The following is a 22,265-nucleotide window of genomic DNA, read 5'->3' on the forward strand; positions in this document are numbered from 1 at the left end:
CCTGCAGGAATGCAATCACCCCGCCCGCCGCAATAGCCAGACACCCGCCAGCGCGCAGATGGTCGCCGGCACCGCCACTGCCAGCAGCGGCGAGAAGCCGAACACCTGGCTTGCCGGACCCAACAGGTCCTGCAAAATTCGGAACACGAAACCAACAATGACACCGGTGAAGATGCGTTGACCGAGCGTTACGGAGCGCAACGGTCCAAAGATGAACGAGATGGCCAGCAACACCAGCGCTACTGTCACCGCTGGCTGCAATACCTTGCTCCAGAATGCCAGCCAGTAGCGACCGTTGTTCAGCCCCTGCTCACCCAGATAGTGGATATAGCGCCACAATCCGGTGATCGACAACGCATCCGGCTCCATCACGACAGTACCGACCAATTGAGGTGTCAGCTGAACATCCCAACGTTCCTCGGCGACTTTTGTCACCTCAGTGTGATCACCTCGAAAATGCGTCGTAGCGACATCGCTAAGCAACCACTGCTCATCCTCGTAGCGAGCGCGGCGGGCAAAGCTTGCGGATAGCAACTGACGCTGTTCGTCAAAACGGTAGCGGGTAACTCCGAGCAGCAGACCACTGGGCTGCACCGCATTGATATGCACAAATTCGTCACCCTGACGATGCCAGAGCCCGCGCTTGCTGCTCTGCGCTTCGCCAGCGCCCTGCGCCGAAGAGCGAGTGGCCTGTGCGATGTTTTCGCTCCAGGGCGATACATATTCACCTATCAGCACACCGATCAGCAGCAGTAACAGCATCGGCTTCATCACAGCCAGCACGATGCGCCCGAGAGACACGCCGGCAGCCCGCATAATGGTCAGCTCGCTACTGCTCGCCAGCGTGCCAAGCCCGATAAGGCAGCCGATCAAGGCCGCCATCGGCAACATCTCGTAGATCCGTGACGGCGTGGTGAGCAGTACGTAAACGGCGGCGTGCAACGTGCCGTAGCTACCCTTCACATCGCCCAGTTCGTCGATAAAGGCGAACAGCAATGCGAGGCCGACAATGATGCCGAGTACCGTCAGAATCGCCAGCAGAACGTGGCTGCCGATGTAGCGATCAAGCTTACGCATGAGCGGCCCTCGACAGGCTGCGGCGCTTGCTGATGGCAAGCCTCAGCGGTTCCCAATAAAGCATCAGCATCCCTATTGCGAAGAAGATTCCGTGCACCCACCAGAGCCCCAGCGCCGGGGGGATTCGACCCTTGTCCAGGGAGCCCCGGGCAGCGATGAGCAGCGCGAGGTAGGCCATATACAGAAGGATTGCGGGTAGCAGTTTCAAGAAGCGCCCCTGCCGCGGATTCACTTTCGACAGCGGGACCGCCAGCAACGTGACGATGAATACCAACAGTGGCAACGACAGACGCCACTGCAGCTCGGACTGCAGACGAATGTCGTCACTCCCAAGCAGATCGAGCGTCGGCATTGATTCACGCTCGCTCAGCTCGACACTGACCTCCGGCCTGGGCAACAGCACGCCATAAGTGTCGTACTGGATCGCCCGATAATTGGCCTGCCCTGGGTTGCCGTCATAGCGATAACCGTTTTCCAGAATCAGATAGCGGCTTCCGTCAGGCTGGATTTCTTGACGCCCGCTTTCGGCAACCAGAACGGAGAGTCCGCGCTTTTCGCCGGTCGCGCTGGACAGGTTGGTTTCGGAGATGAACACGCCGGCCAACTCGGTGCGATCAGCAGTCAGTTCACGGGTATAGGTCACGCGAGTGCCATCGCGCAGAGTCTGAAAGCGGCCCGGCACCAGCGTGTCGAACTCAGTCAGCGAGTCCTGCTCATTAAGGATGCGATCAACCTCAGCCACACCCTGCGGCGCCAGCCCTAGACTCAGCCAACCGACCAGTCCGGCGACCAGCGCAGCCGGCGCCAAACTGTAGGTCAGCAGACGGCGCTGACTCATACCAGTAGCCGAGAGCACGGTCATTTCGCTGTCGAGATAGAGCCGCCCATAGGCCAGCAGAATGCCGAGAAACAGGCCCAGCGGCAGAATCAGCTGCAGGAACCCCGGCAGGCGGAACCCCATGATCATCAGCAGAACACCGGGATCGAGCAGCCCCTGTGCGGCCTGCGCCAGGTATTTGATGAAACGCCCGCTCATGATGATGACCAGCAGCACGGCACTTACCGCGCTCAGGGTGACCAGAAGCTCACGGGACAGGTAACGAAAGACGATCAAACCGGACACTCCAGGGTTGTCAGGCTCCGGCGGCTACGCTCAAACTAGCCACCAAGCAGCCGGCCCGCACGTAACAGAGCGTTGGAGTCACTCAGCATTTTCCAACGCCCCGGTAGACGAACCACCGGAAAACAAGCCCGGCATTATCCTGCAAACCCGACTCTTTGTCTTGGGGACTCGACGCCATGGAATTCGTTGTAAAGAACACCAAAGCCGCTGCCGCAAAAACAGCCACCCTGGTTCTGCCCGTTGGCGAAGAGGGCCTGCTCGGTGCAACAGCCCAAACCGTCGACCAGGCCACCGGCGGCGCGATCAGTGCAGTGCTCAAGCGCGGCGACCTGAAAGGCAAAGCGGGACAGACGCTGTTGCTGCACAGCCTGCCAGACCTCAAGGCCGATCGCGTTCTACTGGTTGGCACCGGCAAGGACGACGAGCGCGACGGGCGCCAGTGGCGAAAGATCGCCGCAGCCGCCCTCGGCGTACTCAAAGGGCTTGCCGGAAGCGATGCGACCTTTGCCCTGCAGGATGTGCAGGTCAAGGACCGTGATACCTATGCACGTGCTCGCATGCTGGTCGAGGTATTGGCCGATGGTCAGTACGTATTTGACCAGTTCAAGAGCAAGAGGAACGACGAACCCAAGCTCGGCAAGATCACCCTATTAACTGACAAAGCTGACCAGGAACGCGTCGAGCAGGCTGCTCGTCACGCCGCAGCGATTGCCGCCGGCATGAGCTTCGCCCGCGACCTTGGCAACCTGCCGCCAAATATCTGCCATCCGAGCTACGTTGCCGATCAGGCCAAGCAGCTTGGCAAGACCTTCAAAGGTTTGAAGGTCGAAATTCTGGACGAGAAAAAGCTGCGTGAACTTGGCGCTGGCTCGTTTCTCGCCGTTTCCCAGGGCAGCGAGCAACCCGGCTGTATCGTCGTCATGCAGTACAACGGCGGGAAAAAAGGCGAGCAGCCCTACGCACTGGTCGGCAAAGGCATCACCTTCGATACTGGAGGCATCAGCCTCAAGCCCGGCCAGGGCATGGACGAGATGAAATATGACATGTGCGGTGCGGCCAGTGTGCTCGGCACCTTCCGTGCTGCATTGGAGCTTGAGCTGCCGATCAATATTGTCGGTCTACTCGCCTGCGCGGAGAACATGCCGAGCGGCAACGCTACCCGCCCCGGCGACATTGTCACGACCATGAGCGGCCAGACCGTTGAGATTCTCAACACCGACGCCGAAGGTCGTTTGGTGCTCTGCGACACACTGACCTACGCCGAGCGTTTCAAGCCCCGCGCAGTGATCGACGTCGCCACCCTGACCGGCGCTTGCATCGTAGCGCTGGGCAGCAACACGTCTGGCCTGCTTGGCAATAACGATGAACTGCTGCAGCAGGTATTGGGCGCCGGCCAGAAAGCCGACGACCGTGCCTGGCAACTGCCATTATTCGACGAGTACCAGGAGCAGCTCGACAGCCCCTTCGCCGACATCGCCAATATCGGCGGGCCCAAGGCCGGCACCATCACCGCGGCCTGCTTCCTTTCGCGCTTCACCAAGGCCTACCCCTGGGCGCACCTGGACGTCGCCGGTACTGCCTGGATCAGTGGCGGCAAGGAAAAAGGCGCAACGGGACGTCCGGTTCCTCTGCTGACCCAGTACCTGCTGGACCGAGCCGAGCAGGCATGAACGACACGAGCGTAACGAGCGTAAACCCGGCATGACTCGGATCGAGTTCTACGTATTGCCTGACAGCGAGCAGGCGGGCCGCGCGAGAGCGGCCTGCCAGTTGGCAAGCAAAGGCTGGCAGCACGGCCTGTCGGTGTTCATTCGGTGCCAGGACGACCAGCAGTGCAATGAACTCGACGAGCTTCTGTGGACCTTTCGTGCAGAACGTTTCATCCCGCATGAACTGCACGGGGTCGATCCACTTGCCCCTGTGGTGATTGGTACAGAGCAGCCACCCGCCTCGGTACAGGGCTTGCTGATCAACCTTTCACCGACGCTATCGCCGCATACCGACCAGTTCAGCCGGGTGATCGAGATCGTCAATCAGCAGCCTGAGCTACTGACCGTCTGCCGGGACAACTTTCGCCTCTATCGGCAGCGTGGCTATGATCCAAAGAGAGTCGAACTGTAACGCACGATGGCTGCAAGCGAAGGAGTCGCCAAGCCTGCCACCGATGGACATCAATAGCTTCTGGGCCAATGCCCGATCAGGATCGCCTTAACACGCCTGGACGCTCAATTCCGGATGCCCCGTACATGACGCAATCGCGCCCCCCTAAAGCCCACCTTCTAGATGATCTGGAATCCATTCGCGCGCTACTAGGCGACCAAGACGCGCCACTGCTGAGCGAGACACTGGATCCGGACAGCATTCCGCTGCTTTCAGACATCGTCGAACACGCACCAGCAGCCGAGCCGGAGGTCGAGCCACGCGAGCCTGCCGTGCGTACGGCCTTCCGAACGCTCGCCGAGCGTCATCTCGACCACGAGCTGCGAAATGCCGCGCAACTGATCCTGCAGGAAGTCATCGATGATTTCGTGCCACAGATCGAAGCCGAACTGCGGGTTCGCCTGGAGGCACGCGCCGAGCAGCTGATCAAGTCTCATCGCTCCTGACTCGCTGACAACCAAGGCACACGCTCCGCCGGAACAGCCATCCACGCGCGCTTAGCTGTGCCAGCTGGACAAAAGCGGCATCGCAAGCCTGCCGATCATCCACTTTGCCTTTATACTTGCCCGCTTTTCCGATCAGCCGTTCTAAGGGTCCCGCCGCATGGACAAGACCTACCAGCCGCACGCCATCGAAACCTCCTGGTACCAAACCTGGGAATCGAACAACTATTTCGCGCCCCAAGGTTCAGGCGAGCCCTACACCATCATGATCCCGCCGCCGAACGTCACCGGCAGCCTGCATATGGGCCATGGCTTCAACAACGCCATCATGGATGCACTGATCCGTTTCCGGCGGATGCAGGGTCGCAACACCTTGTGGCAGCCCGGCACCGATCACGCCGGCATTGCCACCCAAATGGTGGTCGAGCGTCAGCTTGGCGCTCAGGGCGTCAGCCGTCATGACCTGGGGCGCGAGAAGTTCCTCGACAAGGTGTGGCAGTGGAAAGAAGAGTCCGGCGGTCACATCACCCGGCAAATTCGCCGCCTGGGCTCCTCGGTGGACTGGTCGCGTGAGCGCTTCACCATGGACGAGGGGCTTTCCGAGGCTGTCAAAGAAGCCTTCGTAAGGCTGCACGAGGACGGCCTGATCTACCGCGGCAAGCGCCTGGTCAACTGGGATACCAAGCTGCACACCGCGATTTCCGATCTTGAAGTCGAAAACCATGATGAGAAAGGTCACCTCTGGCACCTATGCTATCCGCTGGCAGATGGTTGCAAGACAGCCGATGGCGAGGATTACCTGGTCGTAGCGACCACCCGGCCGGAAACCATGCTGGGCGACGCCGCAGTCGCGGTGCACCCCGAGGACGAGCGCTACAAGAGCCTCATCGGCCGCCACATCATGTTGCCGCTGGTGAACCGCCTGATCCCGATCATCGCCGACGACTACGTCGACCTCGAATTTGGCACCGGCTGCGTAAAAATCACCCCGGCTCATGACTTCAACGACTATGAGGTCGGCAAGCGCCACCATCTGCCGCTGATCAACATCTTCGACCAGAACGCCTGCATCCTGGCCCGCGCCCAGGTGTTCAACATCGACGGTTCGGTGAACGACAAGATCGACGGCAGCCTGCCAGACGGCTATGCGCACATGGACCGTTTCGACGCGCGCAAAGCTATCGTCGCCGAATTCGACGCCATGAGTCTGCTGGAGAAGATCGACGATCACGGACTGAAAGTACCGCGCGGCGACCGCTCCGGCACCATCATCGAGCCGTGGCTGACCGATCAGTGGTACGTCTCCACGAAGCCGCTGGCCGAGAAGGCAATCGCCGCCGTTGAAAGCGGCGACATCCAGTTCGTGCCCAAGCAGTACGAGAACATGTACTTCAGCTGGATGCGCGACATTCAGGACTGGTGCATCAGCCGTCAGCTCTGGTGGGGCCACCGTATTCCGGCCTGGTATGACGAAGCGGGCAACGTCTACGTCGGCCGCGACGAAGTAGAGGTACGCAGCAAGTACAACCTGTGCAACAACGTTGAACTGCGCCAGGACGAGGACGTGCTGGATACCTGGTTCAGCTCCGGACTGTGGACTTTCTCCACTCTCGGCTGGCCCGAGCAGACCGATTTCCTCAAGACATTTCACCCTACCGACGTATTGGTAACCGGGTTCGACATCATCTTCTTCTGGGTAGCCCGGATGATCATGCTGTCGACCCATCTGACCGGGCAGATTCCGTTCAAGACCGTGTACGTGCACGGGCTCGTTCGTGATGGCCAGGGCCAGAAGATGTCCAAGTCCAAGGGCAACGTCCTTGATCCGCTGGATATCGTCGACGGCATTACCCTTGACGAGCTGCTGCAGAAACGTACCAGCGGCATGATGCAGCCCAAGCTAGCCGAGAAGATCGCCAAGCAGACCCGCACCGAGTTTCCTGAAGGCATTGCCAGCTACGGCACCGACGCCCTGCGTTTCACCTTCTGCTCGCTGGCCTCTACCGGTCGCGACGTGAAGTTCGACATGGGTCGCGTCGAGGGTTATCGCAACTTCTGCAACAAGATCTGGAACGCCGCCAACTTCGTCTTCGAGAACACCGAGGACAGGGACACGGGGATCAATGACGAACCTGTTGAGCTGTCGTCGGTGGATCGCTGGATCATCTCCTCGTTGCAGCGCACCGAAGCCGAAGTCACCCGCCAGCTGGAGGCCTTCCGCTTCGACCTAGCCGCTCAGGCCCTGTATGAGTTCATCTGGGACGAGTATTGCGCCTGGTATCTGGAACTGGTCAAACCGGTGCTGTGGGACGAAACGGCCAGCGTCGAACGCCAACGCGGCACTCGTCGCACCCTGGTGCGCGTGCTGGAAACGGCGCTGCGCCTGGCGCATCCATTCATGCCGTTCATCACCGAAGAGATCTGGCAGCGCGTCGCACCGCTGGCGGGCAAATCCGGGCCGACACTGATGCTACAGCCGTGGCCGGAGTTCAATCCGGAGCGCATCGACGAAGCGGCCGAAGGTGACATCGAGTGGGTCAAGGCCTTCATGCTGGGCATCCGCCAGATTCGTGGCGAGATGAACATCTCCATGGCCAAGCGCATCGACGTCGTGCTGGGTGACGCCAGCGAATCCGACCAGCGTCGCCTCGCCGATAACGAGCCGCTACTGAAAAAACTGGCCAAGCTGGAAAGTGTTCGCGTCCTCAATCAAGGCGAAGAACCGCCGCTGTCGGCCACGGCGCTGGTCGGCGACATGCAGGTGCTGGTGCCCATGGCAGGCCTGATCGACAAGGACGCCGAACTTGCCCGACTCGACAAGGAGATAGGTCGACTGGACGGCGAAGTGAAGCGCGTGGGCGGTAAGCTCGGCAACGCCGGCTTCGTCGACAAGGCGCCCGCCGAAGTCATCGACAAGGAGCGCGCCAAACTGGCGGAGGCTGAGCAAGCCAAAGCCAGATTGGTCGAGCAGCGCGAGCGCATCGCCAGCCTGTAAACAAGCGAAAGGCCAGCACTTGATGTGCTGGCCTTTTTGCTTAGATAACTGCGCTTGATTGATGACAAGTCGCTTTCAGCGCCGCTGGTACACTATGCCGCATCCGACAGTAACGAATTGCAACTGACAGGCCTGAACCCACGCGGAAAGCTCCACGACATGAAGTAAGTCAGCAGCGAAGCAAACCCGAGGCGGTTTGCCCTACGCGCAGCCGTTCACGACGCAGGTAAAACCTTCCGTACCACGGTTACTTAATTCTCTCGCACCGCCAGTCGCCCATTTTTTTAAGCCTGTCAGCCCCGAGCCAGAACAACAACCCGAATGGCCCGGCACGGTTTATAAAAAATGGAGCCCCTCCGATGTATGTACTCATGGCTGTTCTATTTGTTCTGGGCTATCTATGCATAGCCTTCGAGCATCCGCTGAAAATTGACAAGGCCGCCGCCGCAATCCTCACAGCCGTGCTGTGCTGGACTGCATTGATACTCGGTGCGGAAACCATCGTGCCACTGTTGCCATCTGCCGCGCATACCCCAGGCGAACCTTCAGCCTTTGTAGTCGAATCGCTGAGACATCATCTGGGCGAAATCTCAGAGATTCTGTTCTTCCTGCTCGGCGCCATGACCATCGTCGAACTCATCGATTCCCACGAAGGTTTCAAGGTCATCACTGACCGGATCCAGACGCGCAAGCGCGTGCACCTGTTGTGGATCATCGGCTTCCTGACCTTCTTCCTGTCCGCCGCGCTGGACAACCTGACCACTACCATCGTCATGGTATCGCTGCTGCGCAAACTGATCCGCGGCCGTCCCGAACGCTGGCTGTTCGTCGGCGTCGTGGTGATCGCCGCCAACGCGGGCGGCGCCTGGTCGCCGATTGGCGACGTCACCACCACCATGCTCTGGATTGGTAACCAGATCACCGCCTCGGGCGTGATCGTCGGATTGTTTATCCCGAGCCTCGTCTGCCTGCTTGTTCCGCTGTTGATCCTCAGCTTCAGCATGCGCGGCGAAGTGCCCCGTCCAGGCGCCAGAGCGCATCTGGCCGAAAGCAACCCGCCAACGACCACGGTGTTCGAACGCAACCTGGTATTAGCGCTCGGTATCGGCGCGCTGGTGTTCGTGCCGGTCTTCAAGACCGTTACCCACCTGCCCCCTTATATGGGCATCCTGTTCGGGCTCGGCGTGCTCTGGGTCACTACCGAGTTTCTGCACCGTCACAAGGAAGACGATCACAAGCACCCGCTTTCGGTCGTGGGCGTCCTGCGCAAGGTCGATACCCCGAGCGTGCTGTTCTTCCTTGGCATCTTGCTGGCCGTTGCGGCGCTTGCTACGGCCGGTCATTTGACCCAGGTCGCGACGGCGCTGCGCGATTCCCTCGGGCACATCTATCCGATCAACTACAGCATTGGCCTGCTGTCGGCGGTGGTGGACAACGTGCCACTGGTCGCCGGCTCGATGAAAATGTACCCGCTGGTAAGTCCGGAAACCCTTGATGCTGCGCCAGCCGCTGAAGCCGCTTGGCTGTCGCAGTTCGTCGTCGACGGCAACTTCTGGGAGATGCTCGCCTATTGCGCCGGGACGGGTGGCAGCACGCTGATCATTGGTTCGGCCGCAGGCGTTGCGGCCATGGGCATGGAAAAGATCAGCTTCACCTGGTACGTCAAGCGCGTCAGCCTGCTGGCTTTCCTCGGTTATACAGCCGGCGCCGTGACCTATATAGGCATGCTCGCCCTGCGTTGAACCACTCAGGCGGGCCCGTCGAAGCCGCTCGGGCGGCGTTCAACGGGCCCGGCCCCCACTGTTATGGAGCTGTGATGACAGTCAGCAAAACCAAAAGCAGTTTTTATCGCCGTTTGTATGTCGCCTGGCTGATTGACAGCGGTGCCGCCACCAGCGTGCCCGCCCTGGTAGAAGCAACCGGAATGCCGCGCAGAACGGCGCAGGATACGTTGGCAGCCCTCGCCGACCTGGACATCGACTGCCGCTTTACGCAGGACGACGGCGAGCGACATAACGCCGGTCAGTACCGAATCCACGACTGGGGCGCGATCGACCGGCAATGGATCGAGCGCAACCTCGCGCAGATCAGATCCGTTCTCGACTATCCGTAACCGCGAGCGGTAAACATCCACTCTGGCGCCGCTCGGCCGTCCCAGAATGGGGTGCGGGATGGGTAGCCTTTATCCGCGTACTCGCAACGTTCCTCTCAACCATCAGTAGCGTGGTCCTTTGCTAGGCGCGCCGTTAAGCTGTTCGGTCTCTTCGCCCGCATGGTTCGTCGTCAATGTCTCAACGCCCCGCCCTGTTCCCGGCACTGCTCGCTGGTGCCGCCCTGCTACTGGTTGTCCATGGCCTCGGGCGATTCGTCTACACGCCGCTTCTGCCGTGGCTGGTAGAGGATGGCGTGCTCACCGTGCAACAGGGCGCGAGCGTCGCCAGCTGGAATTACCTGGGCTACCTGATTGGCGCGCTGCTCGCTCTGCGCTGGCACCAGGTTAGTCAGATTCGCCGGAGCTTGCCTTGGGCACTAGTGCTGCATGTCGGAACCACATTGGCGCAGACCCAGGCCGAATCGGTAGAGGTGCTTTCAGCGCTGCGCCTGCTCAATGGCATCAGCAACGGGCTGGTTTTTGTGCAGGCTCCCTCGCTGCTGCTGGAATGGCTGGCGCGTCATCGCCGCGTCTCCTCCAGTGGCCTGGTCTATCTTGGCGCATGTGTTGGACTGATCGTATCCAGTCTGATGGTCAGCTTAAGCAACGGTGTGCTCGAGGGTGCTGACCGTTGGTGGCCTGCGGCAATCCTGTCTATCCCGCTTTCGTGGTGGGGCTGGCGCAAACTGGCGAGCCTCGACCTGCCTCCCGAAGAACCCCAAAGCACTGCCACAAAGCCCCGGAGCGCGCGCCTGCTGGACCGCGCCAGTACACCGCTGTTTCTCTCGTATGCAGGCGCCGGCATGGGTTATATCCTGCCGATGACCTTCTTGCCGATGGTTGCGCGGTTGCAGGTCGAACCGGGAGACATGCTGGTGGAGAGCAGCTGGTTGGTGGTCGCACTGGCTACCCTGCCCTCACCCTGGCTCTGGAACCGCCTCGGCGCTCTGCTCGGCGATACGCTGGCACTGCGCTTCAGCTATGTCACGCAACTGGTCGGTGTGCTGGCTGCGCTGTTGCTGCCCGGCGCACCGGGGATCCTGATGTGTGCCGTCCTGGTCGGCGGCACTTTTCTTGGCACCGTGTTGCTGACCCAGCGCCTGGCACGCGCCCTTCATCCGCACCAGGGACCGCGACTGTCAGCAGCGCTGATTGCACTCTACAGCCTGACCCAACTGGCCGGCCCCTGGCTTACTGGCGTCTGGCTAAGCATGGGCGGTTCCCTGCACAGCGCTTTCTGGCTCGGCGCCGGCGCACTGCTATGGGGACTGATATGGATGCTGCTGGTGCCACGTCGGGCGTGAAAGCTGTGGGACAATACGGACTTTTACCGCCAGCGGCAGCCGACCATGACATCCAGACCCGCCACACCGCCACCGCGCAAGGCCAAGCCAGCGGTTGATAAGGCCGTGCTGCACCCTCGTAACCGCCATACCGGGCGCTATAACTTTCCAGCACTGATAGCGGGCAGCCCCGAGTTGGCGAGGTTCGTCATTCTCAATCCCTACGGCAAGGAAAGCATCGATTTTGCCGATCCGGAGGCAGTCCGCGTCTTCAATCGCGCACTGCTCAAACAGTTCTACGGAATCGTGCACTGGGATATACCGCCGGGTTACCTGTGCCCGCCGATTCCAGGCCGGGCCGACTATCTGCACGGTCTGGCCGACTTGCTGGCGGACGAAAACGCTGGTGAGATTCCGCGCGGCGCAAGCATTCACGCACTGGACATCGGCACCGGCGCCAACTGCATTTACCCGTTGATCGGTCTGCGCGAATACGGCTGGCGTTTTACCGGGTCCGATATCGACGCAACGGCGCTGGCGTCGGCCCGTACCATCGTCACCGCAAACAAGCTCGGCAAGAGCATTGAACTGCGCGCGCAGCAGCACCCTCGCCACGTATTTGAGATTCTGCTGCAGGCCGACGATCGCTTCGACGTCACACTCTGCAATCCACCCTTCCATGCCTCGCAAGCAGAAGCCAGCAGTGGCAGCCAGCGAAAGTGGCGCAACCTTGGCAAGCTCGACCCCAAGCGCAAACTGCCCGCGCTTAACTTCGGCGGTCAGGCAGCGGAACTTTGGTGTGAAGGTGGGGAGGCAGCATTTGTTGCGCTGCTGGCGGAAGAAAGTCGTGGCGTGAGCCAACAAGTCTGCTGGTTCAGCACGCTGGTTTCGAAAGCGAGCAACGTGCAGCCTCTACAGGCTCGGCTCAAGAAGCTTGGCGCCCAACAAGTACGCGTATGCGAAATGTCCCAGGGGCAAAAGCGCAGCCGCTTCGTGGCCTGGACCTACCTCGATAATGAACAGCGCACGAAGTGGCGGAGTGATCACTGGTGAGTCGCCAGTTGGGCTGATCGCTTTCCGAATGATCAGCTAAGCAACTTACTTCAGACGGCAATATCCCAGCGCTGGCGATCTTTAAGGGCCAGCGTCTGGATATACCTCGGCTCCCCGTTGATTTCTTCCAGCTCGGTCATCCCGGCGAGTTCGCCGACGACGCGATAGCGCTTGCCGACGCGTTTGTCCTGCAGCGGATAGAGCTGGGCAATCTGTTGGGCGAGTTCGGTAAGAGTGGACATGGTTCGGTAGCTCCAGATAACTGCATGCCGCAGCTTTTTACAGGCCTTAGGTTACGATTCAACGACAACCTTCCTTCGTCTCGCCTGTTGGAGCCATCCGTTGCGCAATTGATTCCCTAACAGAAGCAAAAACTACCCGAACGATTGATCAACAGATCCCTACTCCCAGCTGCAACAGTGCCAGGCCACCCTGCTGCCAGCCCCACCAGGCCGCGACCAAAAGCAGCGAAGCCAACATGGCGCCGCCTGCCCATAACCAGCCGCGGCGCATCAGGCCATACCTGCAGCCAAGCGCACTCGCTCGACGGGTTGCTCACGAATTGGCCAGTTGAGCGCAGCAGCCATCAGGCTCAGCGCGATAGAAATCTCCCAGACCAGGTCGTAACTGCCAGTCGTGTCATAGACCCAGCCGCCCAGCCAGCCACCGAAGAACGAACCGATCTGGTGGAACAGAAACACGATGCCGCCCAACATCGACAAATTGCGCACGCCAAACAGCGTAGCGACCGTGCCGTTGGTCAAGGGCACGGTAGAGAGCCACAACAGCCCCATGGCGATGCCGAAGGCATAGGCGGTCCACAGCGTCAGCGGTGCAAAGAAAAACGCGCTGATTACCACGGCCCGAGCCAGATAAAGCGCCGTCAGCAATTTCGGCTTCGAATAACAACCGCCCAACCAGCCCGCCGTGTAGGTGCCGATAATGTTGAACAGGCCAACCAGTGCCAGAACGGTCGTGCCGGCCATCGCAGGCAACTGCTTGTCGACCAGATAGGCCGGCAAGTGAATACCGATGAACACCACCTGAAACCCGCAGACAAAGAAACCCAGCGCCAGCAGCCGGAAGCCGGAATGGCTGACCGCTTCACGCAGCGCCTCCATCAGCGTTTGCTGCGGGCCGGTCACCGGCACTGCTGGTCCGCTGCGCAGCATCAGCGCCAGCGGCATGATCAGCGCCACCAGCAAACCCAGCGCCAGCAAGGCCGACGACCAGCCCAACCAGCCAATCAGACCAAGCGTGCCAGGCAGCATGGCAAACTGCCCGAACGAACCCGCTGCGCTGGCAATACCCATCGCCATGCTGCGTTTTTCGACCGGCACCGCGCGCCCGACTGCACCAAGGATCACGGAAAAGGAGGTTCCGGAAAGCCCCAGCCCGATCAGCAGGCCAGCACTGAGAGACAGCGAAACCGGCGAATCCGCGCCCGCCATCAGCAACAGGCCGACCGCGTAGAGCACACCACCGAGCAGCACGGCACGGGCCACACCAAAACGGTCCGCCAGCGCGCCGGTGACCGGCTGCGCCAAGCCCCAGATCAGATTCTGCAGGGCAATGGCAAACGCAAAGGTTTCACGCCCCCAGCCGAATTCGGCGCTCATCGGTGGCAGAAAAAGGCCGAACCCATGCCGGATACCCAGGGAAAGAGCAAGGATCAAGGAGCCGCCCAGCAGGATCCAGGTACTGTTGCGCCAAATCGCATTCATCGCTGACACACTTTGCAAAAATCGAGGGGGATTCATCTTACTCGCAACCACCCCGTCATCCACCTCCCCTTTTTACTCAGTGAACGACGAGTGGCGGGTTTGCTCGGGTAAACTGCCGCCTGTCTGCCTTTCCCGACGCGAGTACCCCATGCCGATTCGCCACTGCATCGTTCACCTGATCGAAAAAAAGCCGGACGGCACGCCAGCCGTTCTCCATGCCCGCGACTCCGAGCTGGGTGATTCCCAGGCCATCGAGAACCTGCTGGCCGATCTCAACGAGAGCTACAACGCCAAGCAGGGCAAGGCCTGGGGCTTCTTCCATGAGGAATCCGGCGCCTACCCCTTAAGCGGCTGGCTCGCGCAGTACATGGAAGGCAATCAGGACTTCACCGCGTTCAGCCGCCAGGCGGTCGAGCATCTGCAGAAGCTGATGGAGGAGTCCAACCTGTCAACCGGCGGCCACGTGCTGTTCGCTCACTACCAGCAAGGTATGACCGATTACCTGGCCATCGCCCTGCTGCATCACAGCAATGGCGTGACCGTGACCGACGCACTGGATGTGGCCGAAGCCAGACACCTCGACCTGGGGCAACTGCATCTGGCGACACGCATCAACATCTCCGAGTGGAAGAACAACAAGCAGTCCAGGCAGTACATCTCCTTCATCAAGGGCAAGAACGGCAAGAAGGTGTCCGAGTACTTCCGCGACTTCATCGGTTGCCAGGAAGGCGTCGACGGCCCGGGCGAAACGCGCACGCTGCTCAAGGCCTTCAGCGATTACGTCGAGAGCGAAGACCTGCCCGACGAAAAGGCACGTGAGAAAACCAGCGCACTGGTGGGTTACGCCAGCAGTCAGGCCAAGATCGGCGAACCTATGTCACTGGAAGAATTGTCCGGAGTCATCGACGAGGAGCGGCCGCGCGCCTTCTACGACCACATCCGCAACAAGGACTATGGCCTTTCGCCGGAGATTCCCGCTGACAAGCGCACCCTGAACCAGTTTCAGCGGTTCACCGGGCGTGCCGAGGGGCTGTCGATCAGCTTCGAATCACACCTGCTGGGCTCGAAAGTCGAGTACGACGAAGCCCGCGACATGTTGATCATCCGCAACCTGCCGACGCAGCTGACCGATCAACTCAAGCGCCGCAAGGGATAAGGCGCCGGGCAGCGACGCCTGTTCAGGTCGGAGACTGCTGAAGCTCTGGGCCAAGCCCGCGCAAGGCACTCTCGCTACGAAAATCTGCCTTCCCGCTGGAATGAAACGGCCATCTGCCAGTCAGATGGCTGCTTATCGCTGCCGCAACCCCCCGCTCTATCCGTAACGGCTAAGGAATCACAATGGATTGGCTTCACCTGATTATTCTGTCCCTGGTGCAGGGCATTACCGAATTTCTCCCGATTTCCTCTTCCGCCCACCTGATCCTTCCTTCGCAAGTGCTTGGATGGCCCGACCAAGGCCAGGCATTCGACGTTGCGGTGCACGTCGGCACATTGCTCGCAGTATTGATCTGCTTCCGTCACGAAGTGATCGCGACCACCCGCGGCTGGCTGGCGCATGTATTCCGTCGGCAGGTCAGTGCCGAAAGCCGTCTGGGTTGGGCGATTATCATTGGCACCCTGCCAGCCGGAATCATCGGCTTGCTGCTGGAAGACTATATCGAGCAGTACACCCGTTCGATGCTGTTCATTGCGGCAACGACCATCATCTTTGGCCTGCTGCTGTGGTACGCCGACGTCAAGGGCCGACGTGTCGCCGAAATGGACCAGCTGACCTGGAAGAGCGCACTGATCATCGGCTTTGCCCAGGCGCTGGCGCTGATTCCCGGTACATCGCGCTCGGGTATCACCATGACTGCGGCCCTGTTGCTCGGCTTCACCCGGCAGACTGCTGCACGCTTCTCCTTTCTGCTGTCGATACCGCTGATTCTCGCCGCAGGCGGCCTGAAAGCGGTCGAACTGGCTCAGTCAGGTGAAGCTGCGCCGTGGAATGACATTTTCATCGGTGCAGCGCTGTCGTTCATAGCCGCTTTCCTTTGCATCAAGCTGTTCCTCAAGGCGCTCGACGCGCTGGGCATGCTGCCTTTCGTGATCTATCGCCTGCTGCTGGGCGTGACACTGCTGTTCATCGCCCTCTGACTAGCGTCGATGGAGGCCCGCGCAACGCATGTGCGCGGGCCCGATACATCAACGCGCGTCGATGCGATAACCCATACGCGGGAAGTGCACATGCACGACGCCAGCACGCTCATCCTCACGTCGCAGAATCAACTCTTCCACGCCAGCGAAGACCAGCTCACCCTCGACCGGATCGGTGCCGTAGTCCACTGCGGAGATGGTCACGGCCTGGCCTGCTTCGAACCCGTTGGGTTCAGAGAATGGCTCATCCGGAAGATCGGCCGGCGTTGCCTCGCGGGCGATAGCGACGGCGTCCTCGGCTGACAGCTCGGACAGCGAGCCATGCCCCACGGCCAGCACTTTACCCAGCCAGGCTGCTACGTCCGGATAGGCGTCAATCAGCGGCGCCGTCACCGGTGTGCCCTTGAGGAACCAGAGGCAATGGGCGACGGAGAAATCAGCCACGCAGGGTGCGCTGCCAAGCAGAAACTCTCCGTTACCACGCGCCAGTTGCTGTTGCAGGCGCGCCATCAGGACCGGCCAATGGTTCTTCGCCTGCTCCAGTGGAACCCGAGCCGCCGAGCCGCTGCTGAACAACGCAGCGCGGTCCTTGCTGAACACCTCGATGAACGCCTTGGGCACTTGAGCGAAACGCATCGCCATCGACTCGGGCTGGAACACCAGGCTCACGGCATGCAGAAATAGCACCGAGTCAGCCCACTGGGCCAGCGTAGCCGCGACGAACTCCTGTCCTTCCGGAAACAGCGCAGGTGTAGCTTTCTCGGCTTCCAGACGACGTGCAATCAATGCGGTGTCGCAATAGATGTCAGCGCCAATCTGCAGCACCGGCGTCCGCCGATAGCCACCTGTCAGCGCGGTCAGATCCGGTTTTGGCATCACCGGAGGAATTTGCACCGAGCGCCAGGAAAGCTGCTTGAAACCCAGCATCAGTCGCGCTTTTTCGGCAAAAGGCGAGGTTGGATAGTGGTGCAGGATCACTTCGTGCATTGCAGGCTCCGCCAGTCGTTAGGTAGACCGGCAGCTTACTCGCGCCAACGGAGGCAGCCTACCCGTTCAGCTGATTGCCTGGACATTCACCGGATCGCTACCGGACTGAGCAGAGACCAGTGCCTCTTTGGCGGGTTTCTTCATTTGTTTGATGGCGCGCTCACGCCGAAGTGCATCGCCCTTGCTGCCAAGCCTTTCGACATAGACCAGCGCCACCGCGGGGCTGGAGTGAAAGAACCGCGCTCCTCGCCCACCCTGATGAGCCGCGAAGCGGCGCTGTGCGTCGTCACTTATCCCGCAATAGAGCGAGCCGTTGGCGGCGCGTACCAGATAGACGAACCAGGGTTTGATAGCAGCGGTGCTCATGCAGCAGGCTCTTGAAAAGACGGTTGGATTCTCCTGCGCAAAACCCGTCAGGACAAGGCCGCTCTAGCGAAACGAACATCCGCAAGCGCACCGCTTGTCGTCTCGACTTCATCGCGTTTGAACGCTGCAGCAATGTTCCGACACAGTTTGCGTATGCGTGCGACCAGCAGCCAAGCCGCTAGCTTCGAGAAGTGTCGCTTCGCCTAGCAAAGTCCGTCGATCCTGTCGAGATATGGTGGCGGTTCGCCTTTGCGTATACTGCGACGATGTTTGCCCACACTGCATTCCGCAAACGCTGCGCCTCCTGGTTGCTGGCGGCCGGACTCTTCCTGATGCTCAGCAGCTGCGCTGAACCGCCCAGCGCGCTTGAGCGAATAAAGGAGGAAGGTGTACTGCGCGTGATCACCCGCAACAGCCCGTCCACCTATTTCCAGGATCGCAACGGCGAAGCCGGTTTCGAGTATGAGCTGGTCAAGCGCTTTGCCAGCCATCTCGGCGTCAAACTGCAGATCGAAACCGCCGACAGCATCGAAGACATCTTCACTCGCCTGAACCGCCCTGGCGGCCCGACACTGGCCGCCGCCGGTCTGGTGGCTAGCGAAGGGCGCAAGGACCTGGCGCGCTTCACCCAACCCTACCTGGACGTCACCACTCAGGTGGTCTATCGCCGAGGGCAGCGTCGTCCGACCCAACCCGAAGACCTGGTTGGCAAACGTATTCTGGTGCTCAAGGGCAGCAGTCAGGCGGAAAAGCTCAAGGCTTTGCAGAGCGAACTCCCCGATCTGCGCTACGAAGAATCGGATGCTGTGGAAGTGGTCGACCTGCTGCGCATGGTCGATGAGGGCCAGGTGGACCTGACGCTGGTCGAGTCCAATGAACTGGCACTGAATCAGGTGTACTTCACCAATGCCCGAGCGGCTTTCGATCTTGGCGAGCAAAGCAGCCTGGCTTGGATCATTGGCAAGGGCGAAGACAACAGCGTGCTTGAAGCAGCCAACCAGTTTCTCACCCAGGCGCAGGAGAACGGAACCCTGCAGCGCCTGCGTGAACGCTATTACGGTCACGTCGACGTGCTCGGCTACGTTGGCGCCTATGCCTTTGCCAAGCACCTGCAACAACGTCTGCCCCGCTATGAAAAAGTATTCCGCGAAACCGCCAAGGAGCATGGCGTTGACTGGCGTCTGCTCGCCGCCATCGGTTATCAGGAGTCTCACTGGCAGCCCGAAGCCACCTCGAAAACCGGCGTACGCGGCTTGATGATGCTAACGCTCAACACGGCCAAGGCCATGGGTGTAAACAATCGGCTCGACCCGGTTCAAAGCATCCAGGGCGGTGGCAAATACATCGCCCGGGTTCATGCCAATCTGCCTGACAGCATCAAGGAGCCGGACCGCACCTGGTTCGCGCTGGCGGCTTACAACGTCGGCGGCGGTCATCTGGAAGATGCGCGCAAACTGGCCGAAAGCGAAGGTCTGGACCCTAACAAGTGGCTCGACGTGAAACAGATGCTGCCTAGGCTGGCGCAGAAACAGTGGTACACCAAGACGCGCTATGGATACGCGCGCGGTGGCGAGCCGGTGCATTTCGTAGCCAACATCCGCCGCTACTACGACATTCTGACCTGGGTAACCCAGCCGCAGATGGAAGGCCAGCAACTGGTCAACAACGAGATCCACGTTCCGGGCATCAACTCCACTGATCTCGGTGAGATTCTTCCGCCTCTCTGATCGTTGCGGCCCGGCCTCTCAGCCCCTTCCGACCGGTGCGAAGCTGCCTGCGGTGTGCTCGGCCAACACATCAGCCGCCAACTCCACCTCTAACCCTCGCCGTCCGGCGCTGACATAGATGCTCGATTGTGCTTGCGCTGAAACGTCGATGAAGGTGCGTAGCCGCTTCTTCTGGCCCAGCGGGCTGATACCACCCACCAGATAGCCGGTCGCACGTTGCGCTGCCATAGGATCGGCCATGTCGACCTTCTTGACCTTGGCGGCCTGCGCCAGCGCCTTGAGATCAAGCGAGCCGGCAACCGGCACGACAGCGACAAGAAGCTCGTTCTTTTCGCTGCACGCGAGCAGCGTCTTGAACACTCTCGCCGCCTCGAGACCGAGCTTCTCCGCGGCCTCGAGGCCGTAGGATGCCGATTTCGGGTCATGTTCGTAACTGTGGATGCGGTGCTCGGCCTTGGCCTTTTTCAGCAGATCGATAGCGGGCGCCATGGCGAAAGGATTCGTCGAGAAAAGGCCACTACATTAGCCAAAAGCCAACGGCCCGCACAGCGTGCGGGCCGAAGCTACTGCAGCACCTACCGGCCGTTAGGCCGACCGGATCTACCCTCAAACCAGCCGGTCAGGCCACCTTGGCCCGGTTCGCGGTCCGCAACTGGCGAGCCGCCGCGACCATGTTGACCAGCGCCGCTTCGGTTTCCGCCCATCCGCGGGTTTTCAGGCCGCAGTCGGGGTTGACCCAGAGCCGCTCTGCCGGGATTCGCTCGCTGGCCTTCTGCAGCAGTTGCACCATCTCTGCTGTGTCTGGCACCCGTGGCGAGTGGATGTCGTACACGCCGGGACCGATGTCGTTGGGGTAGTCGAAGGCGCGAAATGCTTCCAGCAACTCCATTTGCGAGCGCGAGGTCTCGATGGTGATGACGTCGGCGTCCATGGCGGCGATCGCCTCGATCACATCGTTGAACTCGCTGTAGCACATGTGAGTGTGAATCTGGGTTTCGTCACGTACTCCACTGGCGCACAGGCGGAACGCATCGACTGCCCAGTCCAGGTAGTGCCCCCATTGGGAACGGCGCAACGGCAAGCCTTCGCGAAAAGCCGCTTCGTCAATCTGGACGATCTTGATGCCCGCCGCTTCCAGGTCACAGACCTCGTCACGGATCGCCAGCGCCAGTTGCCGGGCCTGCTGCTCGCGGGTGAGATCCTCGCGAGTGAAGGACCACATCAGCATGGTCACCGGGCCTGTCAGCATGCCTTTCATGACCTTGCTGGTCTGCTGCTGAGCGTAGCGAATCCATTCCACCGTCATCGCTGTCGGGCGGCTCAGGTCGCCGTAGATCACGGCTGGTTTCACACAGCGCGAGCCGTAGCTCTGCACCCAGCCGAAACGGGTGAAGGCATAGCCATCCAGTTGCTCGGCGAAGTACTCGACCATGTCGTTGCGCTCGGCCTCGCCATGCACCAGCACGTCCAGTCCCAATTGCTCCTGGACGGCGACCGCGTGGCGAATCTCGGCATGCATCGCCTCGGTGTAGTCGGTCAGCGCCAGCTTGCCCTGCTTGAAGGCCTGACGCGCCAAGCGGATCGCCGGAGTTTGCGGGAACGAGCCAATGGTGGTCGTGGGGAATGCCGGCAGATTCAGCCGGGCGCGCTGCTTTTCGATACGGCTTTCAAAGCCTGACTGCCGCTGGCTGTGTCTGGGCTTGATCGCGGCCAACCGCGCTTGTACCTCGGGTTTATGGATCCGGCTGGACAGTGCGCGGCTCGCCTGCACCTCGCGGCTTTGCTGCAGCGCTGACTGTACCAGGGCGTCATCAGGCTGATTGACCGCACGCGCCAGCACCGCGACCTCGGCACATTTCTGCACGGCGAATGCCAGCCAGCTCTTCAGTTCGGCGTCCAGTTGGTCTTCGCGCGCAAGGTCCACCGGCGCGTGCAGCAGCGAGCAGGACGGCGCGACCCAGAGCCGCTCACCCAGCCGTTCTGCAGCGTGGCGGAGCACGTTCAAGGCTTTATTCAGATCGCAACGCCATACGTTTCGTCCATTGACCAGGCCGAGAGACAGGATTTTGTAGGCGGGCAGTCGATCCAGAATGACCGGGTACTGGTCCGGTGCCCGCACCAGATCGATATGCAGGCCATCAACCGGCAACGCTGCGGCCAAGCCGAGGTTGTCCTCCAGCCCACCAAAATAGGTCGCGACCAGCTTCTTCAACGGCGCGCGCTGCAACTGGTTGTAGGCTCGTTCGAAGGCGTTCTTCCAGTCCTGAGGCAAGTCAAGCACCAGGATCGGTTCGTCGATCTGCACCCACTCGACACCCAGAGCTGCGAGTCGCTCCAGCACTTCTCCATAGACTGGAAGCAGGCGTTCGAGCAGCGCCAGCTTGTCGAACGCCTCACCCTTGGCCTTGCCCAGCCAGAGATACGTCAGCGGCCCAATCAGCACCGGCTTGACCGCATGCCCCAGCGCTTTGGCCTCTTCGACTTCTTCGAACAGCTGTTCCCAGGACAACTGGAAGGTCTGATCGACGCTGAATTCAGGGACCAGATAGTGATAGTTGGTATCGAACCATTTGGTCATCTCCTGCGCCTGGCCACCACCGCAGCATGCGTGGGTAACGCCCCGCGCCATGGCGAACAAGGTATCCAAGGTAGGCTGGCCATCGGCAGGACGAAAGCGCTCAGGCACAACGCCAAACATCAGTGAGTGCGTCAGAACCTGGTCGTACCAGGCAAAATCGCCAGCCGGTAGCAGTTCGATGCCGGCATTGGCCTGCAGCTGCCAATGGGCGGCGCGCAATTCCCTGCCGACCTGGCGCAGCTCGGCCTCGCTGAGATCACCCTTCCAATACGCTTCAAGCGCCTTCTTCAATTCTCGGTCGGCACCAATACGTGGGAAGCCCAGGGAATGCGCAACAGCCATGACGATCTCCAGTTCGTTCGTTTTCGATGAGCGGATTGTGATGTCCGGACAGCGATGAAACAAACTCACGCATCTCGTGATCATCAGTAGATATTTTCATGTTCCTTGCTAGTGCGGCT

General features: G+C 60.6%; 19 protein-coding genes. 11 read left to right on the forward strand and 8 right to left on the reverse strand.

The features are described from left to right. Positions 1 to 15: 15 nt before the first annotated feature. Positions 16 to 1,077: an LPS export ABC transporter permease LptG gene (gene lptG / locus ACSSNI_RS13540; RefSeq protein WP_200638989.1), complete on the reverse strand. Its 1,062-nt coding sequence runs from the start codon at positions 1,075 to 1,077 to the stop codon at positions 16 to 18. After that, positions 1,070 to 2,191 (reverse strand): LPS export ABC transporter permease LptF, encoded by a 1,122-nt coding sequence (gene lptF / locus ACSSNI_RS13545; RefSeq protein WP_102835895.1) that lies wholly within the window; start codon positions 2,189 to 2,191, stop codon positions 1,070 to 1,072. The genes lptG and lptF overlap by 8 nt, the downstream gene beginning before the upstream one ends. A 185-nt stretch (positions 2,192 to 2,376) precedes the next feature. On the opposite strand from lptF, the gene ACSSNI_RS13550 reads away from it, so the two are divergent. The 8 genes from ACSSNI_RS13550 (at position 2,377) to rlmF (ending at position 12,286) form a co-directional block, all read left to right on the forward strand. Further along, positions 2,377 to 3,870, forward strand: coding sequence for a leucyl aminopeptidase (locus ACSSNI_RS13550; RefSeq protein WP_200638987.1), 1,494 nt, complete (start codon positions 2,377 to 2,379; stop codon positions 3,868 to 3,870). Between the two features lie 31 nt (positions 3,871 to 3,901). Further along, positions 3,902 to 4,321, forward strand: coding sequence for a DNA polymerase III subunit chi (locus ACSSNI_RS13555; RefSeq protein WP_159967463.1), 420 nt, complete (start codon positions 3,902 to 3,904; stop codon positions 4,319 to 4,321). A gap of 125 nt (positions 4,322 to 4,446) precedes the next feature. Beyond that, on the forward strand, positions 4,447 to 4,806 hold the full coding sequence (locus ACSSNI_RS13560; RefSeq protein ID WP_200638986.1) for a DNA polymerase III subunit chi: 360 nt from the start codon (positions 4,447 to 4,449) through the stop codon (positions 4,804 to 4,806). A 157-nt stretch (positions 4,807 to 4,963) separates the two neighbouring features. Beyond that, positions 4,964 to 7,798, forward strand: coding sequence for a valine--tRNA ligase (locus ACSSNI_RS13565; RefSeq protein ID WP_200638984.1), 2,835 nt, complete (start codon positions 4,964 to 4,966; stop codon positions 7,796 to 7,798). 359 nt (positions 7,799 to 8,157) lie between these two features. Beyond that, on the forward strand, positions 8,158 to 9,540 hold the full coding sequence (nhaD, locus tag ACSSNI_RS13570) for a sodium:proton antiporter NhaD (protein WP_200638976.1): 1,383 nt from the start codon (positions 8,158 to 8,160) through the stop codon (positions 9,538 to 9,540). Between the two features lie 74 nt (positions 9,541 to 9,614). Continuing rightward, on the forward strand, positions 9,615 to 9,911 hold the full coding sequence (locus tag ACSSNI_RS13575; protein WP_200638967.1) for a winged helix-turn-helix domain-containing protein: 297 nt from the start codon (positions 9,615 to 9,617) through the stop codon (positions 9,909 to 9,911). Positions 9,912 to 10,084: 173 nt separating this feature from the next. Continuing rightward, complete coding sequence (locus tag ACSSNI_RS13580) at positions 10,085 to 11,254, forward strand: YbfB/YjiJ family MFS transporter (protein WP_200638965.1); 1,170 nt, start codon at positions 10,085 to 10,087, stop codon at positions 11,252 to 11,254. Positions 11,255 to 11,299: 45 nt separating this feature from the next. Further along, a complete protein-coding gene (gene rlmF / locus ACSSNI_RS13585) occupies positions 11,300 to 12,286 on the forward strand; it encodes a 23S rRNA (adenine(1618)-N(6))-methyltransferase RlmF (protein ID WP_200638963.1) in 987 nt (328 codons plus the stop codon). Between the two features lie 50 nt (positions 12,287 to 12,336). Here rlmF and ACSSNI_RS13590 read toward each other — a convergent pair whose 3' ends face one another. Further along, positions 12,337 to 12,528, reverse strand: a complete 192-nt coding sequence (locus ACSSNI_RS13590) for a hypothetical protein (protein WP_045425197.1) — start codon at positions 12,526 to 12,528, stop codon at positions 12,337 to 12,339. A gap of 270 nt (positions 12,529 to 12,798) precedes the next feature. Then, positions 12,799 to 14,010 carry an MFS transporter gene (locus ACSSNI_RS13595; protein ID WP_234484543.1) on the reverse strand — a complete coding sequence of 404 codons (1,212 nt, stop codon included), beginning with the start codon at positions 14,008 to 14,010 and terminating at the stop codon, positions 12,799 to 12,801. 148 nt (positions 14,011 to 14,158) lie between these two features. On the opposite strand from ACSSNI_RS13595, the gene yejK reads away from it, so the two are divergent. Next, positions 14,159 to 15,166: a nucleoid-associated protein YejK gene (gene yejK, locus ACSSNI_RS13600; RefSeq protein WP_200638961.1), complete on the forward strand. Its 1,008-nt coding sequence runs from the start codon at positions 14,159 to 14,161 to the stop codon at positions 15,164 to 15,166. Positions 15,167 to 15,348: 182 nt separating this feature from the next. Continuing rightward, positions 15,349 to 16,146, forward strand: a complete 798-nt coding sequence (locus tag ACSSNI_RS13605) for an undecaprenyl-diphosphate phosphatase (protein ID WP_102835884.1) — start codon at positions 15,349 to 15,351, stop codon at positions 16,144 to 16,146. Positions 16,147 to 16,194: 48 nt separating this feature from the next. Here ACSSNI_RS13605 and ACSSNI_RS13610 read toward each other — a convergent pair whose 3' ends face one another. Continuing rightward, on the reverse strand, positions 16,195 to 17,133 hold the full coding sequence (locus ACSSNI_RS13610; protein WP_148926516.1) for a glutathione S-transferase family protein: 939 nt from the start codon (positions 17,131 to 17,133) through the stop codon (positions 16,195 to 16,197). Positions 17,134 to 17,199: 66 nt separating this feature from the next. Next, positions 17,200 to 17,499, reverse strand: a complete 300-nt coding sequence (locus tag ACSSNI_RS13615) for a GIY-YIG nuclease family protein (protein WP_148926517.1) — start codon at positions 17,497 to 17,499, stop codon at positions 17,200 to 17,202. Between the two features lie 266 nt (positions 17,500 to 17,765). On the opposite strand from ACSSNI_RS13615, the gene mltF reads away from it, so the two are divergent. Further along, a complete protein-coding gene (mltF, locus tag ACSSNI_RS13620) occupies positions 17,766 to 19,226 on the forward strand; it encodes a membrane-bound lytic murein transglycosylase MltF (RefSeq protein ID WP_200638959.1) in 1,461 nt (486 codons plus the stop codon). An 18-nt stretch (positions 19,227 to 19,244) separates the two neighbouring features. Here the strand turns inward: mltF and ybaK are convergent, their stop codons facing one another. Continuing rightward, entirely contained in the window at positions 19,245 to 19,715 is a 471-nt protein-coding gene (gene ybaK / locus ACSSNI_RS13625) for a Cys-tRNA(Pro) deacylase (RefSeq protein ID WP_448259479.1), read from the reverse strand. Between the two features lie 130 nt (positions 19,716 to 19,845). Then, the gene (metE, locus tag ACSSNI_RS13630) at positions 19,846 to 22,146 is read right to left on the reverse strand and encodes a 5-methyltetrahydropteroyltriglutamate--homocysteine S-methyltransferase (RefSeq protein ID WP_200638948.1); all 2,301 of its coding nucleotides are present in this window, start codon (positions 22,144 to 22,146) and stop codon (positions 19,846 to 19,848) included. Positions 22,147 to 22,265 lie beyond the last annotated feature (119 nt).

The organism is Stutzerimonas tianxiuensis (genome assembly GCF_053470365.1).

Coding starts and splice junctions, on each gene's coding strand:
- ACSSNI_RS13605 (WP_102835884.1), top strand. CDS start 15,349: ATGGATTGGCTTCACCTGATTATTCTGTCCCTGGTGCAGGGCATTACC.
- ACSSNI_RS13615 (WP_148926517.1), bottom strand. CDS start 17,499: ATGAGCACCGCTGCTATCAAACCCTGGTTCGTCTATCTGGTACGCGCC.
- ACSSNI_RS13610 (WP_148926516.1), bottom strand. CDS start 17,133: ATGCACGAAGTGATCCTGCACCACTATCCAACCTCGCCTTTTGCCGAA.
- yejK (WP_200638961.1), top strand. CDS start 14,159: ATGCCGATTCGCCACTGCATCGTTCACCTGATCGAAAAAAAGCCGGAC.
- ACSSNI_RS13595 (WP_234484543.1), bottom strand. CDS start 14,010: ATGAATGCGATTTGGCGCAACAGTACCTGGATCCTGCTGGGCGGCTCC.
- ACSSNI_RS13550 (WP_200638987.1), top strand. CDS start 2,377: ATGGAATTCGTTGTAAAGAACACCAAAGCCGCTGCCGCAAAAACAGCC.
- ybaK (WP_448259479.1), bottom strand. CDS start 19,715: ATGGCGCCCGCTATCGATCTGCTGAAAAAGGCCAAGGCCGAGCACCGC.
- ACSSNI_RS13580 (WP_200638965.1), top strand. CDS start 10,085: ATGTCTCAACGCCCCGCCCTGTTCCCGGCACTGCTCGCTGGTGCCGCC.
- rlmF (WP_200638963.1), top strand. CDS start 11,300: ATGACATCCAGACCCGCCACACCGCCACCGCGCAAGGCCAAGCCAGCG.
- nhaD (WP_200638976.1), top strand. CDS start 8,158: ATGTATGTACTCATGGCTGTTCTATTTGTTCTGGGCTATCTATGCATA.
- ACSSNI_RS13575 (WP_200638967.1), top strand. CDS start 9,615: ATGACAGTCAGCAAAACCAAAAGCAGTTTTTATCGCCGTTTGTATGTC.
- ACSSNI_RS13590 (WP_045425197.1), bottom strand. CDS start 12,528: ATGTCCACTCTTACCGAACTCGCCCAACAGATTGCCCAGCTCTATCCG.
- mltF (WP_200638959.1), top strand. CDS start 17,766: ATGTTTGCCCACACTGCATTCCGCAAACGCTGCGCCTCCTGGTTGCTG.
- ACSSNI_RS13555 (WP_159967463.1), top strand. CDS start 3,902: ATGACTCGGATCGAGTTCTACGTATTGCCTGACAGCGAGCAGGCGGGC.
- metE (WP_200638948.1), bottom strand. CDS start 22,146: ATGGCTGTTGCGCATTCCCTGGGCTTCCCACGTATTGGTGCCGACCGA.
- ACSSNI_RS13565 (WP_200638984.1), top strand. CDS start 4,964: ATGGACAAGACCTACCAGCCGCACGCCATCGAAACCTCCTGGTACCAA.
- ACSSNI_RS13560 (WP_200638986.1), top strand. CDS start 4,447: ATGACGCAATCGCGCCCCCCTAAAGCCCACCTTCTAGATGATCTGGAA.
- lptG (WP_200638989.1), bottom strand. CDS start 1,077: ATGCGTAAGCTTGATCGCTACATCGGCAGCCACGTTCTGCTGGCGATT.